This window comes from Pedobacter sp. V48 (assembly GCF_000523515.1).
Classification (GTDB): Bacteria; Bacteroidota; Bacteroidia; order Sphingobacteriales; family Sphingobacteriaceae; genus Pedobacter.
This window is the reverse complement of record NZ_AWRU01000006.1, coordinates 58,696-76,167: the sequence shown is the minus strand read 5'-3', so window position 1 is coordinate 76,167 and position 17,472 is coordinate 58,696. Positions and strand designations below refer to the sequence as shown.

13 protein-coding genes and 2 pseudogenes are annotated in these 17,472 nt (G+C 42.7%); 2 read left to right on the top strand and 13 right to left on the bottom strand.

Features of this window, described 5'->3' with window-relative positions; all coding sequences use genetic code 11:
- Positions 1 to 82: 82 nt before the first annotated feature.
- A complete protein-coding gene (locus N824_RS05620; RefSeq protein WP_152541997.1) occupies positions 83 to 400 on the bottom strand; it encodes a hypothetical protein in 318 nt (105 codons plus the stop codon).
- A gap of 151 nt (positions 401 to 551) precedes the next feature.
- On the opposite strand from N824_RS05620, the pseudogene N824_RS05615 reads away from it, so the two are divergent.
- Positions 552 to 2,048: pseudogene (locus N824_RS05615) on the top strand (sulfatase).
- A gap of 53 nt (positions 2,049 to 2,101) precedes the next feature.
- Positions 2,102 to 2,653: a hypothetical protein gene (locus N824_RS05610; RefSeq protein WP_152541996.1), complete on the top strand. Its 552-nt coding sequence runs from the start codon at positions 2,102 to 2,104 to the stop codon at positions 2,651 to 2,653.
- An 8-nt stretch (positions 2,654 to 2,661) separates the two neighbouring features.
- Here the strand turns inward: N824_RS05610 and N824_RS05605 are convergent, their stop codons facing one another.
- The 12 genes and pseudogenes from N824_RS05605 to N824_RS05555 form a co-directional block, all read right to left on the bottom strand.
- Complete coding sequence (locus N824_RS05605) at positions 2,662 to 4,062, bottom strand: sialate O-acetylesterase (protein WP_048904696.1); 1,401 nt, start codon at positions 4,060 to 4,062, stop codon at positions 2,662 to 2,664.
- Between the two features lie 10 nt (positions 4,063 to 4,072).
- Positions 4,073 to 4,378 (bottom strand): hypothetical protein, encoded by a 306-nt coding sequence (locus N824_RS34035; protein WP_235207001.1) that lies wholly within the window; start codon positions 4,376 to 4,378, stop codon positions 4,073 to 4,075.
- Positions 4,356 to 5,312: pseudogene (locus tag N824_RS05600) on the bottom strand (MFS transporter). The gene N824_RS34035 and the pseudogene N824_RS05600 overlap by 23 nt, the downstream one beginning before the upstream one ends.
- Positions 5,309 to 6,334, bottom strand: coding sequence for a galactose oxidase (locus tag N824_RS05595; protein WP_235207000.1), 1,026 nt, complete (start codon positions 6,332 to 6,334; stop codon positions 5,309 to 5,311). Before N824_RS05595 ends, N824_RS05600 begins: the two are co-directional and overlap by 4 nt.
- A 35-nt stretch (positions 6,335 to 6,369) precedes the next feature.
- The gene (locus N824_RS05590) at positions 6,370 to 7,284 is read right to left on the bottom strand and encodes a dihydrodipicolinate synthase family protein (protein ID WP_048904167.1); all 915 of its coding nucleotides are present in this window, start codon (positions 7,282 to 7,284) and stop codon (positions 6,370 to 6,372) included.
- A 25-nt stretch (positions 7,285 to 7,309) separates the two neighbouring features.
- A complete protein-coding gene (locus tag N824_RS05585) occupies positions 7,310 to 8,476 on the bottom strand; it encodes an exo-alpha-sialidase (RefSeq protein WP_084498208.1) in 1,167 nt (388 codons plus the stop codon).
- 10 nt (positions 8,477 to 8,486) lie between these two features.
- Positions 8,487 to 9,425: a dihydrodipicolinate synthase family protein gene (locus N824_RS05580; RefSeq protein WP_048904166.1), complete on the bottom strand. Its 939-nt coding sequence runs from the start codon at positions 9,423 to 9,425 to the stop codon at positions 8,487 to 8,489.
- 21 nt (positions 9,426 to 9,446) lie between these two features.
- Positions 9,447 to 10,916, bottom strand: a complete 1,470-nt coding sequence (locus tag N824_RS05575; protein ID WP_048904165.1) for a RagB/SusD family nutrient uptake outer membrane protein — start codon at positions 10,914 to 10,916, stop codon at positions 9,447 to 9,449.
- A gap of 11 nt (positions 10,917 to 10,927) precedes the next feature.
- Positions 10,928 to 14,299: a SusC/RagA family TonB-linked outer membrane protein gene (locus N824_RS05570; RefSeq protein ID WP_048904164.1), complete on the bottom strand. Its 3,372-nt coding sequence runs from the start codon at positions 14,297 to 14,299 to the stop codon at positions 10,928 to 10,930.
- A gap of 74 nt (positions 14,300 to 14,373) precedes the next feature.
- The gene (locus N824_RS05565) at positions 14,374 to 15,636 is read right to left on the bottom strand and encodes an exo-alpha-sialidase (protein WP_048904694.1); all 1,263 of its coding nucleotides are present in this window, start codon (positions 15,634 to 15,636) and stop codon (positions 14,374 to 14,376) included.
- A gap of 154 nt (positions 15,637 to 15,790) precedes the next feature.
- Complete coding sequence (locus N824_RS05560; protein ID WP_048904163.1) at positions 15,791 to 16,477, bottom strand: FadR/GntR family transcriptional regulator; 687 nt, start codon at positions 16,475 to 16,477, stop codon at positions 15,791 to 15,793.
- A gap of 92 nt (positions 16,478 to 16,569) precedes the next feature.
- Positions 16,570 to 17,409: a hypothetical protein gene (locus N824_RS05555; protein WP_048904162.1), complete on the bottom strand. Its 840-nt coding sequence runs from the start codon at positions 17,407 to 17,409 to the stop codon at positions 16,570 to 16,572.
- Positions 17,410 to 17,472: the final 63 nt, after the last annotated feature.

Below are 17,472 nucleotides of genomic sequence, written 5' to 3'. Positions count from 1 at the left end.
ATGTTAAAGAAAAAAACAAGGCAATGCATAACGGACTTATTCCATGAGGATAGCTCCGGTGCAATAAAACCTGAAATTTAAATTAACCTAACTTAGGTGGCTGCCAGACTGAAGGATCATTAGAAGCAATATGGCCGGGAGCGATATCTGAATATTCTTTATTAACAATTAATGAAACCGTAACGGTTAATAATGTTTGTGTTACAACTGTTGGGGTACTGCAGCAGCAGCAGACGCAAAACGGAGAGCAGTCGTCATTTGCCAGGCTGTTGTGATCGTCGGCATGCCCTGCTTTTGAAACACTGGTCTGCTCAGCAACTTTGGCGTTGGCGAAATCCTTGCAAGGCGTAAAGCTCACAACAATAATGATCAAACAAATAAACCAACTGAAGAATTTCACAGCAAACAATTTTTCCAAAAGTATAAAAAATTCTAATATTCCGTATCTTATCCACAAATTCAAACCTGTTACTTTTTAAGAAGATATGATAAGATCAGTCATTTTTTGGAGTGTTGCCTGCATACTTGCAATATTGGGAAGCATAAAATTTATGGGGTCAAAAACCAAAGTTACCCCACAGTCATCAGATCAACCCAATATCATTGTCATTATTTCCGATGACCATGCTTATCAGGCAATTGGCGCCTATGGCAATAAAATAGCACATACACCAAACATCGACCGGCTTGCCAAAGAAGGCGCATTGTTAACAAATCAACTGGTTACCAATTCCATCTGTGGACCAAGCAGGGCCTGCTTTTTAACGGGCAAATACAGTCATATAAACGGCTACAAGGCAAACGACGGCAAGTTTAATGTGGATCAGCAACTGCTGCCCGGACTATTAAGCAATGCAGGCTATCAGACTGCATGGATTGGCAAATGGCATTTAGGTACTTTACCAGGCAAGGCATTTGACCATYRSGAMRYTMTNYCCGATNNGGGATTTTATTACAACCCGGATTTTATCAGTAAAAACAACGATACGACCCGGACCGAGGGCTATGTTACCAATATCATTACCGATAAAGCAACCCAGTGGCTCAACTCCCGTGATAAAAGCAAGCCTTTCTTTTTGGTAGTGGGCGAAAAGGCTACCCACAGAGAATGGTTACCAGACATCCAGGATCTTGGTGCTTATGACAACATAGATTTTCCACTGCCTGCAACATTTTTTGATGAATATGAAGGCAGGCCTGCAGCCAAACAGCAGTACATGACCATTGCAAAAGCAATGGAACTTGACCGCGACCTGAAGGTTGATGTAGATTTTAACAATTTCCCGCTCTACAAAAGGATGAACCCTGTTCAGCGCAAAGCGTTTGCAGATTATTACCAGCAAAAAGTAACCAGGGATTTTGAACAGAAAAAACCATCGGGCAAAGCCTTAGCAACCTGGAAATACCAGCGCTACATGAAAGACTACTATGCTACGGCAAATTCGCTGGACAGAAATATTGGTGAAATCCTTAATTACCTTGACAAAGAACAGTTAAGCAAAAATACCATTGTAATTTATGCCTCAGACCAGGGTTTTTACCTGGGTGAGCATGGTTGGTTCGACAAGCGTTTTATGTACGAAGAGTCTTTAAAAACACCCTTCATCGTAAGGTATCCGGGCAAAGTAAAAGCAGGAAGTACGATAAACAATATAGTAGCCAATATAGACTGGGCACCTACGCTATTGGACATTGCAGGTGCAAAAGTACCGGCAGATATACAGGGGAAATCTTTCTGGCCTTTAATGAAAGGCAACAAAACCGGAAAACCAGACAAGGCCGTTTATTACCACTACTATGAATACCCCGGTCCGCATTTGGTGAACCCGCACTTTGGCATCAGAACTAATCAATATACCCTGATCCGTTTCTATGGAAAACTTAATTACTGGGAGCTTTATGATGTTAAAAAAGACCCCAGCGAATTGAAGAATCTGGCTGCACTTAAGGAATATGGTCCTGTTATGGCCGATCTAAAGAAAAAGCTAAATGCAGCTACCATTGAATACAAGGATGCAGAGGCCGAACAAATTATAAAAAATTTATAATTTGACATTTATTTGATAATAATCCTTATATTCCGTTATTAAAGGGGGAAATTATGAGGTTATTATTCATGTTGACATTTTGCCTGTTTGCGATCACTGCAGTAGGCCAAACCAGTCCGGTATCTGATAAAGTAAATGTTGTTTATGAAAAGGATGCTAAAAAGCTGCCAGCAGGTATCCAGCCTAAGTATTTTCTGGATAGTGTGCTGATAGGTTCTTGCCTTCCGCTTTTTAGTCAGGAAGAAATTAAAAACATTCATGTAAGTACTGACAGTAAAATCGGAGAAGTTTATGTGATGACTAAAAATCCTGGTGTATTCAGGTTCATGACATTAGAGGAGATCAAAAACAAATACGTTAAATCTCCATCGCCTGCTACCTTGTATATGATAGATAATGACCTGGTAAAAGGAAATATAGCCAACCTCAAAATTGATGAGAACTATATTTTAAACATCAACATATTGTCTGAAAGTGATTTTGGCTCTTTAAAAGGAGCTGTAAAAGACATCGACATCATCAAGATCACCACTAAAAGTAAAGAAAACCTGGAGAGAGCAGACCAGGTTTACATCAGAGGTACTGAGTTTCAGGCGGGATTATAAAGCTGGGATTACCAGCTATCGGTTCTGAAGGGTTCAGCAGGTAACCCTTCTACATTATACAGGTTGCCTTCGGCGCTGTCTTTAAAAGCATATCTAACAGCGACCGGGCTTTTAACCGACTCACTGCTTACTACTACGGTTTTGCCTTTTATCAATGCTTCGGCAGGATAAAACACCTTATCGTTACCAGCTACCTCAAAAGAAATCAGCTTCTTGTCATAGGCCGTTAGTCCGTTAGGGATTTCATCAAAGCTCAAAACGGCTTTTCCGCCCGTTATGTCTAAAGATTTATAAACCGGCCCCCTGAATACGATTCCCTGCTTGCCATAGGTATTGCTGAGCGCCCAATAGGCCAGTCTCTTGCTGATAATGGTTTTATCAGGCGGATGGATAGTAGTCATACTACCCACATCAACACTAACCACCATTCCGGAGTTGGGTATCAGTTTCATTGCTCTTGATTGCGCTTCATACAAAAACGGAATCTGATCGGCATGGTCCTTATATACATTTGGTGCGATCTGCACATAATAAAAGGGCCACTCACCGGAGTTCCATAACTGTCGCCACTGCTTAACCATGGCCGCCATTTTTTTATCGTAAGTAAGCGGGTTCATCCGGTTATTTTCTCCCTGATACCATAATGTGCCTTTAATGGAATAACCTATAATTGGGTTAATCATGGCGTTAAACAATACAGCCGGGTTGTTCTTCATAATTTTAGCGGTATCGGCCGGAATTTTAAAATCATTGAATCCCTGCAGGCTGCTTGTGGTCATCCATGCTTCTATGTCCGTACCCCCAAATGCCGATTGGATAATACCTACAGGAACTTTTAGGCTTTTCTGAAGTATCCTTGCAAACTGATAACCAACTGCGCTAAACTCCTTAACTGAAGCTGCATCTGCACTTTGCCATTTGGCATCCAATTGTGTCTGCGGAGTTTTAGACATTTTCTTTTCTACCCTGAACAACCTGATCCCCGGCTCATCGGCATCCATTAATATCTCGTTGGAGTTCAGAATTGGCTGATTGGCATACCCCTTTACCGGCATTTCCATATTTGACTGGCCGGAGCACAACCATACCTCTCCAATAAAAACATCATCCACTACCAGTTTACCGCCATCGTTAAATGTAATTTTATAGGGCCCACCGGCTTTAGGCGTGGCTACAGCCAGCCTCCATGTTCCTTCTTTTGTAGTGTTAACGTGATATACTTTTTGGTTCCAGGAGGTAAGTACGGTTACTTTTGCACCAGCTTTGGCCGTACCCCATAAGGTAGCATTGCTGTGCTGCTGTAATACCATGCCACTGGAAATGATGGCCGGCAAGGTTACATTTGCTTTGAGGATTGTGGTATTCCATAAAAGCATTACAGATACCAGGACGATAAAATGTTTTTTCATACGAGTAAATTTATACATTATTCTTTTTTAGTTTCACGGCAAATAACGACCATGTAGCCAATAGCATTGCAACTGCTGAGACCTGATAAACGATAGAAAGATCAACCTGAGCATCCTTTAACGCACCACCAACATACACCATTAAGCCCCCTATAATTGTACTCAGGAAATTAAGAAATCCATAGCCCGTGGCGATGTATCTTCCATCGGACACTTGTCGTAGTATAGGCATTAAGTTCGCATCGTTAAACCCTCTGGCCAAACCAAAGACAAGCATGGCAATAATGGCGATGCTAAAGACATTTGTAGAGGCCATGAGAAACAAGAAARGNWKMAYSYAKARWAAAACCAATGATGAGCATGTACAAACGGCCCCTGTTATTTTTACGGGTCCACCTGTCGGCCAGAATACCCCCTACAATTACACCTACAAAGGAACCGATCTGGATATATCCTGTTGCTGAAATGCCGGCTTCACCAAGATTAAGGTTAAAATGATCTTTAAGAAAAGTGGGCAGCCAGCCGTAAACAAGCCAGTTTACAATACCCAATATGGCAAAATAGAACAACAGGATAAAGAAAGAAGCTTCACTAAAAAGCACTTTTAAAGCTCCTGTGAGACTAATTCTGTGCGTTTGCTCCTCTTCTCCTGCAGTAACCTCGGCAAGATTGGGTTTATGATCTTTCAAAACGTATAAAAGGATCAGAGAATAAACGATACCTACAATTCCAAAAACATGGAATCCGGAGCGCCAGCCCCACAATTCGGCAATGTATCCGCCCAGCCCACCAAGTGCCAGACCTGCATATAAACCACTCATGTGTAAACCTGTTGCAAGGGAACGGGTTTTTCCTTTATGATAATCTGTAATTAAAGCCAGCGCCGCAGGGATATAACAAGCCTCGCTGACACCCATTAAAAAACGGGCGGCCAGCATTTCATGAAATGAGGTGGTAAAGCCGGTCCACAACGTAACCACCGACCAAACCATTACACTAAAAACGATTACCTTTTTTCTGCTGTACCTATCGGCAAAATAACCACCAAAAGGACTTAAAAAGCCATAAGACCATAAGAACACAGAGGTAAGCAATCCAAATTGTGCATCAGTTAAATTGAAATCTGTAACAATAGGATCGCGCATGGAAGTAATTAAAATACGGTCCAGATAGTTTAAAAATGCCACKATNCWTAGCWTGGCTACAATGATCCATGAGTAGAGGGAAGTGGTTTGTCCGGGATTCTTCATTTGTAAGTTGCGATTAATACGTTAGGGGTCCTTACTGCCGGTCTGATTTCGCCACCTGCAATAATTACATTTCCGTTCCAAACAGTTAGGGTTGTGGTTACCGGCGGCCGGGTAGCGAATGGCTTTCCGTCAGACGTCCAGGTATTGGTAAGCGTATTATAATTTAAGATTCTGTTTGAAAAGCCAGGGTGTTTTTCTTTTAGTACCGCAGCGCTGGCAGCTAGTTGACCATCATCGCCACCAAATATTTGTAATGAAGATTGTCCGGAGGCATAAGCAGGTGTTGGAGCTGCCGCTACTGAAGCCGGAAGCTCTGCTATTTTTTTCCATCCTGTTTCGGGATGGTACCGATAAGCATCTTTTAAATAGTCGCGGTTGCCATTGATAAGTGCTACCCCACTAAACAGGTAAAATGTACCGCCTTGTGCCCCCGCAACACTGAGCATTCTTGGAGCACCAGGCCAGGTGGGTAATACTTTCCAGCCCTTTTCAATTGCATTGAGATCCAATGCCCAGAAATTATCTCCGGCAACCTTATCATCCGGCTTCTCAATTCCACCGGCAACATAAACTACACTCCCAACCAGCGCGGCCGAGGTATTTGCAATTGCATGAGGCAGATTTGGCAGATTGACCGTTTCAACTTTGCCGTTCTTATAATTTAACAGGAACACTTCTGCATGGTGGCCTTTTTCATTACTGCCACCAAGAATAATTAAGGCCTCTTTCCAGTTTATGGAAGCTCCATAGCCTAATGGATAAGGTAATTTACCTGCCGCTTTCCATTTTCCTTTTGGGTTTTCGAGAACAAAAATATGATCATGCCATGCCTTCACAGCGCCTGTCCATGGTGCACCACCATCGGGGAAATTTGCACCACCGGCAACCAGTAATGCACCATTGGAAACACCTGCAAAAGAACCTGCAAAACCTACGCGATCGGGAACAGGCGGCAGCTTGCCCCATAATAAGCCAGATCTGGAGACCTGCTGCGCCAGCCCTTTATTTAAGAGTATAGTCATAAACAAAATAAGAAGAAGATTAAAGGACCTGTTCATCATCGGGATTCTTTAACGATATCGAAAAATCCGATCTCATCAAGGGAAGTTTTAAATTGTGTTGCCTGTGCTTCTGACAGCGGTTCAAGAGGTAATCTGCAAGCACCTAACTCCAGTCCTTCCATTTTCATGATGGCCCTTTGAGCAGGAATTGGCGGATATTTTACCAACGCACGAACCATATTTACCGAATGCAGCTGCATGGCTGCTGCCTGCTCCTGCTTTCCTTCATGATATAGCCTGATTACTTTTAAATACAGCGGAGCTGCAAAAGTATAGGTGCTGCCAATAGCCCCCTTGGCCCCTACTGCAAGTGCTGGCAGCAACATTTCATCGTAACCAAAAAGGATATCAAATTTACCGTTCTTATAATTCAGGCAAGCCTGGTATTCGTGCAAGGTAGAGGCAGTATACTTGATCCCAGCAAGGTTAGGAATTACCTTTTCTGCCTGTTCCAGGAAGGTGATCATATCCATACCCACCCCGGTAAGGGTTGGAATGCTATAGTAATAAAATGGGGTATTAGGTGCTGCGGATGCAATCTGTGCCATGCTTTTAACCAGATTATCAACACTTGTCGGTTTAAAATAAAAAGCGGCAACAGAAGAAATGGCATCGGCCCCAATCTGCTCTGCATGAGCAGCAAGCTTGCGGCATTCCTGGATAGAACTATGCCCTACGTGCACCAGTACAAGGATACGTTTGGCCGCAGCTTTAACATAAGTTTCGGCAATGGCCATCCGCTCTTCAATTGTAAGGTTTGGCCCTTCGCCATTGGTGCCGCAAATAAAAACGCCAGATAATCCATCAGCTATCATTTTGTCGACTATCGTTGGGATAATGTCTAAATTAATTGTTCCATCTTCACGATAAGCCGCAAAAGTGGCGGCTATTAATCCGGTTATTTTGTTCATATGTATTAAATTGTTTGTTGATTGTTTATTTTTCGTTGGGAGTTGTAAGCCATTTGGCGTTAAACCTTTTAAGCACCATGGAATAATTAAAGTCGTTGCTGGTATTGGTTTCGTACAGACAATAAATGGTTCCGTCAGGGGTAACAGCCACATCAGAATAACCTGATGAACTTGCATTGATCACCTTCTTTACCGTCCAGCTTTGTCCTTCATCGTAACTCACCCTGGCCGTAAGGTTTTTACGTGGTGGTTTAGGAACATCTTTAGTATCAGGATTGATAAAAAGGATACCTGATTTCTCTTTGTCCTGCAGCCTGATGATGGTCGCCATACATACAGGCTCGTATAATTCTTCATCAAAAACAGGCTTTGTCCACCCGCTGATTCCATCATTGCTATAGCTGATACCCCTGCGGTGCTGATCAGAAGTATTTCTGATGTTTACCATTACACGGCCATCATTAAGTTCTATCGCCATGGTTTCACTTGGGTTTTTAAACTCTGGAGTGTTGCCGGCAATGATGGCTCCGCGTTTCCAGGTCTTACCAAGATCATCGCTATAAATAGTGGCAATACAAGATGGTGCATGGCTTCTTCTTGGTGTAGTTTTAGCAGGATCGCTTAACCATACTGGCACCAGCAGTCGACCATTTTTTAATTGTATGCTATGGCCTGGGCCTGGTGCCAGTACTTTCCAGTTATACTCTGGTTTAAAGGCCTCAAATGCATAGGTAATGTCTACCGCAGGGCTCCATGTTTTGCCCTCATCGGTAGAACGGGTATAGTAAGCAGTAGCATAATCGCGCTGGTACAGCAGGTGAATGGTGCCATCACGATCTACAATTGGTGTAGGATTACTTGTTGGCTGTCCGCTTTTCCTTGCGGCGATAACTACATTATTTTCCCAGGTGCGACCTCCGTCTGTGCTTCGGCGCATCAGCAGATCCATATCTGCCCAATCACTGGCTGTACCGATCCTTCCCTCGCAAAATGCAAGCAATGTTCCTTTTTTGGTCGCTACCAAGGCTGGTATTCGCATAGAGGCATATTCCCCACCGGGTGAAAAGACCACTGTACTATCAAGCAATGCCCGATCGGCAAATGGTTTTCTTGTTTTACATCCATTACTGATGGTCAGCAACAGCAAGCTGGTACAAATCAGGATAAAGCAGTTTCTTAGTGTTTTTTGCATTGGGAAAATATTAAACTTGGTTAGTAAAAACTTCAGGTAAAAGTTTAGCACATTTTTCTCTTACCGGCAGTACCTCTTCCTCTGGAATCCATTTATAGGGCCAGCGTAAGCGGGTACTTATGGGTGTCCAGCCACCTACCGCCGCCATAAATTTATCGACAGCCTGGTTGGAGTATCCTTTGTCTCTAATATAAGGAACAATACAGTCATCCATAAATTTCTGGATTCGGGCCTGCAGCTCAAAAGGATCTCCGCTGTGGTTTGCAATGTTGTGATACCAGCGCTGTGCAAGGCCCGGATTTAAACAAGCTACATTGGAATAAGCGCCATGAGCTCCCTTTGCAATTCCCGTTGCCAGATGGTGGCCGGGAATGAACACCGAAAACGGGATGCTTATTGCATTCATTTCCTTGTACCACTGCTCATCGCCACCAGCAACTTTGCATCCTGCCAGAGGGATACCGGCTTCGAGAATTTCTGCAAACTCTTTTGGCAGGAGTTTTCTTTTGGCATGCGGAGGGTTGTATAAAATCAGCTTTACGGGATCGGCTACGGCACACATCACCTTTAGAAAATCAATGATCTCTGCCAGGGATGGCACAAACCAATCGGGCAGAATGATCTGTATGGCAGAGGGCTGCATTGCAGTAGCGCGCTTAATCCTTTCCAGTGATATTTTAGGGCTCATATGCGAGCAGCCAATTTGAAATGGCATGCCTGCAGCATTACATTTTGTTGCAAGGATGCCATTTACTTTATCAAATTCCTGCTCCGTTTGGTTATAGAACTCGCCCGCCGTACCGTTAGAATAGATGCCGTTTACTCCACTTGCAATCAATACATCGATTTCACTTTCCAGCTGTTCATAATTGATGCTGTCGTCCTTGTTGATCGGAAGCAGCAAAGTTGCCCAGTTGCCATAAATTTCATCTGCCTTTAGTGGAGTCATTTTATTCTGAATTGCGATAAATTAATATCCGTCTGTTTGTTTAATGTTAGGATTGTTTGCCAGTACCGTAGTATTTAGTGGCCAGAACAATGGCGTAGTTTTACCAACCAGGTTTGGAACATAGGTATATACATTAATGGCTCCTCCTTTATGAAAACGAACCAGGTCAAACCAGCGCTTGTTCTCGAAAAACAACTCACGACCACGTTCATCAAGGATTTCACGCTCTACATCAATCTTAACGGTAGATGCTGTATAGTTTCCGGTATTGGCTCTTTGTCTTACTTTGTTCAGGTATTCAATTGCCAATGGTATGTTGTTTAATCCGGCATAAGCTTCTGCCTTCATTAAAAAGATATCTGATAAACGGTAAATGATCAGGTCATTATCGGACACACGGCCATCGGCATAGATGTTTCCTGAATACTTGGTGATCCATGAAATTTTCGGACCGCTGGCCTGTAGCTCCGTGATCCAGGTATACGGTATCCTTTTATCATCAGGATTCGTAAATAAGGCCTTTGATTTTGGGCTGATCTGGTATGCGCCCTGTCCGTTTGCTGAGGTTTGAGCATAAGGGATCTTATCCAGGTTCAATGCGCCATCAACCCCTGTTAAATAAGGAAGCGCATTTACCCCATAGTTCCCCCCTGCTTCATCTCTTTGAAAGTAAGCCGCTAAAGCCACTTCAGGATTGGCAGCTGCCCTTACCCCGGTTACATTTTTATAATCCTGGTTTAAGGTTAATCCGGACGCTTCCACTTCAGTAATTGCGGCTGCGGCAGCGGTAAGATCAGCATCGCCTCCATCAAGCACTTTTGCATTCCATAGGTATGCATCTGCCTTTAGTGCCATTGCAGATCCATAAGCAAAGCGATATTTAGAGGGATAACCTGTTTTCGAAAATCCGCTTATAGCGCTGAAATTCTGGATGGCCAGATCAAGATCTGACTGGATCTGTTTCAAAACATCTGCGGCTTTTGACCTTGGCAGCAAAGGCACGTTTTCATCTTCCACTGCGGTAAGCATCAAGGGTGCATCACCAATGATACGGGTAAGGTTGAAATAGAAATAGGCCCTTAAAGAATAGGTCTCCGCAAGAATCCTTTTCTTGGCGTCTGGATTGGTAGCAAAAGAAAATCCTTCGATCTTTTTAAGCAGTAAGTTGCAATGCCCGATGGCTTTATACCAATCGTTATAGTTAATTGCACCAGAAGAAGGTGTAATGATCTGACTCCATGATACACCAAACCTGGAATTAAGCGCGGCAACCAGTTCCTCGCTGCGCTCTGTACCGTACACAATATTATTGGCGAACAAACGCATATACGTGTAGATACCGGTAACATAAGGTTCAAAATCATTCTCGTTCTTAAAGAATACCTCATCGGTGATACTTGATTGAGGATCTACTTCGAGCAGCTTTTTACAACCAGGAGATATGGCTGACAGAGATACGATGGCTATTATAATTAATGTAATCTTTTTCATAATTGGTCTTTTTAGAATTTCAATGTGGCCCCTAATAAAAATTGTCTTGGTCTTGGATAACCGCCCGGATCAAAACCGGTATATACTTCAGGATTCAAACCTTCGTATTTGGTTAAATAGCCAACATTATATACCGTTGCAAAAATGTTAAGCCCCGAGGCCTTTATTTTTTCCAGTATTTTTTTGGGAACATCATAAGAAATTGAAATCTCCCTGAAGGCCAGGAAATCGCCTTTAGAATACATTGCAGATACATCTGAATTGTAACTATTGTTATTTCCAAGCGGTGCATTACGTAAGTAATTGCGCTGCCCGAAATCATAATCTGCAAAAGAGAAGCGGGCATATTTTTTACCCGCATCGCCTTGTTTCTGCCAGATATCTCCTCCGATAGCAATTGATGGCGCACCTTCATTAAATGCCCTGCCCTGGCCTAATGAACGGGCTAAAGCCCCATTACTGATCAGGTGCCCCATGGCATAATCCATAGTAAACCTTAACGAGATGTTTTTATAACTAAAGGTGTTTTGCAAACCTCCCATTTTATTAGGGTTCCGATAACCCATAAAAACCTGGTCCTTTGTATCGATCACCCCATCGCCGTTTACATCATCAAAGATATAATCACCACCACGTTTCCCTACCGCTATTCCTTGCGGAGAAGCCAGGTTATCTTTTACTTTGGCATTCCATGCTTTAGCCGCTTCATCGGTAGCAAAAACTCCTGTTACCCGGTATGCATAGATTGGATAAGGACGCTCGCCTTCTGCAAAGCCCCCTGCTTCTACCAGTGAATTTGAAGCCGAATCAAAGATCATGTCGCCACCTTGTCTGTTCTTGGCACGGCCATTATCAGGCAGTTTAGTAATTAGAGCCTGGTTGTATGCGAAGGAAAAATTAGCGTCCCATTTAAAATCATTTCCTTTAATGATGGCTGCACCAAGCTCAATTTCAACACCTCTGTTACGCAGCTCGCCATTGTTAAATGCGATTGATGCAAAAGGCGATTCCGATGGCAAAGGTTTAGAAGCCAGCCTGTCTTTGGTTCTTTTGTTATAATAATCTACAGTCAGGTTAATGCGGCTGTTTAAGAAAGAAGCATCAAATGCTAAATCAGTAGTTTCGGTTGACTCCCAACGCAGGTTATAGTTTGCCAGGTTGGACCTTAAAATACCGGAGCTTTGTCCGTAGTTAGCTGTTCTGTTATCCAGCACTGAAGCATAGCCTCCGTAAGTATCGGTAATACTCAGGTCGCTAAGCCCTGCAGCACCCCAGCTTGCTCTTAGTTTTAAGGCATTTATAGCTTTTACGTTCCAGAAATCTTCTTTATGAACATTCCATCCGATGGAAGCCGAAGGGAAAAAAGCGTATTTGTTTTCAATGGCAAAGTTCGAGAAACCATCGTAACGGAGTGAACCGCTGAACAAGTATTTAGCTTTGTAATCATAGTTTACCTGTGTAAATGCACTGGCAGATCTGGATTCGCCAATGGTGGTAGCAAAGTTGGTAACGTTGCTCATTACCACCCCGTTAATTACAGTTGTCGGCGGTTCGTTTATGGTATAGATATAATCGTTGCTGCCTCTCTGAGAACCTAAACTGGCTACATGATCTGTGTTCCTGATAAAGTTAACACCGCCAAGGGCGGTAAAATTATGCACGTCTTTTATGCTGAAATCGTATTGCAAAACCTGGTCGATCATCAGCTGTCTCGCATTTTTAGTATAGTCATTTTTCTGACGCTGTGTTGCAGGCTGAACTTCATCGGCAGGTGTTCCCTTTCTCATGAATAGTTCTTTATAATCGTCTATCAGGTAAGAGAAGGAAGGTTTAAAATGCAACCCTTTGGTGATGGTGAGGTCTCCGGCAACCCTGGACACCAACCTTTCACTTGAGGTGCGGGTATCGTCATACATCAGCGTATGAAAACGGTTACGAACAGTGTACAGCTCACCCGGCATTGGATTTCCATCGTCTTTAAAAGTACGGATCAAAGGCGTAATACGCGTACCTCTAACCAGCTCATTTTGAAAGCCATCTACATAATTAGGCATTACGTTCTGATAGTTTAACATCACATCAATGCGGAAATTATCTGCAGCTTTGAACCCGAAATTTCCAAGTCCATCATAACGTTTGTATTTGGTTCCGACAAAGGTACCCGCCTGATTGGTATAGCCCATCGACAGGTTAAAGTCCGATTTTTCGCCACCCCCGCTGATAGACAGGTTTTCGTTACTGCTCAAACCAGTGTTCCAAAGCATATCCTGATAATTGTTATCAGCATACAATAGTTTTGTACCCGGGTTAATGGGATCGTCCATAACTTTCCAGCCTTTAGACAACAGGTTATCTACGTAAGATTGTCCTTCTACAGATACGATATTATCATATAAAGCAGTAAGGTTGATGTTTTTACCATATTGGCCTTTTTGCGTATAAACACGAGTACCTGCAGAGAAACCACCATTGTTTAAAAGGTTGTTTTTATCAAGCGCGTCAGCCGTATTTTTAACTGTTGTACGCGCCAAACGCAGGTATTCTTCGGCATTCAGGTAATCATAATCCCTTGCTGGTGTTTCCCATGTGGTTCTGTGGTTCAGTGCGATGGTCATTTTACTATTGGCTTTACCACCTTTTGTTTTGATCACTATAACCCCATTTGCACCCCTTGCACCATATATTGCTGTGGAAGCTGCATCTTTCATCACCTGCAGTGATTCTATATTGTCAGGATTCACATCATTCATAGACCTGAATACCCCATCAACGATCACAAGCGGAGAACTGCTGTCGGAATTGCCGGTTGAACTGCCACCGTTGTTACCCAAACCAGAACCATAAGCATTAGGTTTGGTCCCCCCCCTGATGATGATGTTTGTTGCACCTACCCCCGGCTGTCCGGTGGTAACCGGTACCGAAACACCTGCAATTTTACCCTGCAGGGCCTGTACGGGATTTGGACTGGCGATATTTTTAAGCTCATCTGCACCAAGCTTTGAAATGGCAGCTGTGGTTTTGGTTCTCGACTGCTGCGTATACCCCACAATCAGGACTTCTTCCATAGAAGTTACATCAGATTCCAGCACCACATCAATTTGTTTTTGCCCGTTCACAGGCACCTCCTTAGCTTTAAAGCCAAGATAAGAGAATACCAAAATCCCTTGATCTGATGGTATTCTAATGGCGTATTTACCATTCACATCGGTAGATATCCCGATGGTACTACCCTTAAGCTTTACACTAACACCCGGTAGTGTTTCCCCTGCTGCACCTGAAGTAACCTTTCCCGAGATCTGCAGTTCGCGTGTCTGGCCAAAGAGGTTTTTGGTTGCCAAAAAGCAACAGAGAACGGATAGAAAAATAAAAATCCTTTTCTTCATAACTGGTTTAATTTTAATATTTGGTTTATGGTTGTTATGTGCTCAAGGGATGATAAAACACATAGTATTTGGTTTTATGGTTCTGTACTGCCGTTTAAGATCCAGGCGAGATTGAACTTGTTAAATTCAATGGACTTATTGCTGCTGGCTGAATCATGAACATTTTCATTGTATTCTACTAAGGCACCAATGCAGTAATCGGCGGTTTTTACCATGCTCGAGTAGCCACCGTAAACTACAGTGCTGTTGGTATAATCGCAATTTGCAGTGCTATAAAGTGCACGGCTTCTTGGCCAGGTAACCCCATCATCATAACTGATGCGCACGGTCATGTTGCAACGCTGACCAGTTCCGTTAGGATTAAGGAATATGATCCTGTTCGGATCGTCGGTATTATATCTCAACATGGATCCTTCGCACTTTGGATCGGGCAATGCGGTTACTGTTGAAAACGCAGGGAAACCACCTGCAATAGAACCCACTGATTTTCTTCTGGTTTTTGATAAATTCCACTCGGTAGTACCCGGCCTGTCATTTCTCATCAGGCTTCCATTCATCAGTTCCACTATGGTACTTTCATCTGTACCACCGGCAGTTAATTCATATTGCCATGTTGCACCATGATCGTCACTATAAATATTTCTTCCGTATGCCGGAACAATCAACCTGCCGGGATGATCGTAAGCCGTTCTGATGCCTACACCCGGGCCAACACAGTCCCATTTGTAAGAGGGCGGCGTTAGGGTGCTGGTACGATCTAAAGGAACCGACCAGGTAACCCCATCATCGTCACTATATGAGGTATGAATTTTTCTGTCACCCCATGCCTGAAAATCTGACCATTGTGTTTTAAACTCATCATTCCACTCCAGAAACAGCCAGATCCTTCCATTTACGCCCTGAGTTGGGTCGTAAACAGCTGTCGGATTGCCCCATGTACCTGCCCCACTGCCCACAACCTCTCCTAAGGTAGACCAGCTGGTTCCGTTGTTTACAGATCTTTTATATACAACATTGATATCGCCATAATCACTTGGACTCCATCTTCTGCCTTCGGCAAAGGCAACCAGGGTTCCATTCTTTGTTTTTATGATTGATGGAATTCTGAAAGAATGGTAGATACTTTCATTGCCACCGTTAAATACCACCACACGCGTATTAACCGGAGCGGCCAGTACGGCAGCGGCCACCTTGGCTGTGGCTGAGGTTGCTGGTTTTTCAATTGTACTTGCACTTATCGAGTTTTTAGCACACCCGATGGCAAGAGAGATGATGAGAAGGAGACAGCAAGATACGATGACATGATATTTGCTATCCTTTTTTTTGAAGTGATTCATAGCGGTCATTTAATATTTGGTTATAAGCCCTTATGTAGGACATATCAAATGTGGGAACTATTTTTTATAAAAGCAAATAATTAAATTCCATTTATACAAAAAGGCCTTAAAATGTTGTTTTAAGGCCTTTTTGTATCATATTATAAAGCAAAAATTACTTTAACCGATCGAAATGCGGCTTCAGATGTGCCTCCATTCCTTTTTTAAAATCGGCTTTCGATCCTGTTTTCAGAATCTGAACGAGGTCCATATGATTAATTTTACCTCTTGTTGGCTTCTTTTCCAGGGTAACTACATAGTCGAAAATAGGAAGCAGCATAATTTGAAATCTTTTCAACGTATCGTTGCCCGACATTTCGTAAAGCTTACCATGAAAAGCGATTTCATTTTTAATTCTGAATGAATTATCAAGGTTCACTTCTTTTTTGGCTATGTTTTCTAATTCGGCAATATCCTTATCGGTTTTTCTGACGTAAATCAGATCCGCCAATCCCATTTCAAGCACAAGTCTGAGCTCAAAAATATCCTGAAGCGTTTCCTTATCTATAATCAACGGATCAAGAACACGTTCAAACGTGCCAAGAATATCTGGTCTGGCCAGCACCATTCCTCTTTTCTTTTTAGTTTCAATCATGCCCAGCATGCGCAGTCTGCTTAGTGCTTCACGTAAAACATTTCTGCTTACACCTAAAGCCTCTGCTAACTCCAGTTCTTTTGGCAACGCATCGCCGGGCAGGAAGGACTTCTTTTTTAAATATTCTCTGAGTTTTACTTCAACAACATCTGCCATCGTAATTGAAGCGATGGGAGCCAGATCTTTACTTAAATCGTTAATTGCCATAATGCATCAAAAATGAGATATTTTTTGTTAATATGTACTACAACATAAAAATATTCTCCCTCCCTAATTTCGGCAGTTTAATTTTTCTCAGCTTAATTTAAAGGTGGTGTATTCAGTGTAAGTATCGGCCAAACACCCGGTTTAGGGTAACTTACTCCTTTGGTTTCGCCTTTGGCAGCATCTGAACCAAAATAGTAGAGCGGATGACCTTTGTACGTTAGCTGATTTTTACCAACAGAAGTTATAACTGTAAAATCTGCTTTTTTTAGTACAGAGGGAACGTTTAAAATCTCTGATTCAAATATTGGCCATACGGCATTGTTACTAAGATCAGGCTTGGTAAAATTATTTTTGTTAAAAGTGTCGGGCGTAAAGGCATACAGTGTGCGGCCCTTTGGATCGGTTAGGTAAAAGGTTATCCCCACTCCTTCTTTTGAATCGGCAGTATAATTTTTACCATCGTGACCAACTAATTGTTGGCTGGCCATCATAACAGAATAATCTGGTTTGGCAACAAACCAGATGCCACCTACCCCATCTCCTTTGATCTCGTCTTTGGCCTTGTCGCCAGCATAATAATACAATGGCCATCCTTTATAGGTGGTTTGTTTTGTACCATCGGCCCTTGTGATGGTGGCAATATCCGCAGCATTTAATCCTACTGGAGGGGTCGCATTTTCTGCATAATATACCGGCCATGTGATTAAGCAGCCATCAACACAAGTGGATGCACTATTGGCATCTTTTACAAAACAATAAAGGGCTTTACCTGTACCATCCGTAATGACACTACCGAACGTTGCCGATGCCGCAAGTTTAAGATCTAAAGAAACTTCTGGTTCTTTGATCTCATCTTTTTTCTTTGAGCAGGCAGTAAAAAGTACTGTAGCTAAGCTAAACAGCACAAATGTTTTTTTGAATAAGGGTGACATAGTTGTTTTTTTAAGTGAATTAAAGTGTTGATTGATAACTAATATGGATTACGGGAAGGCCAA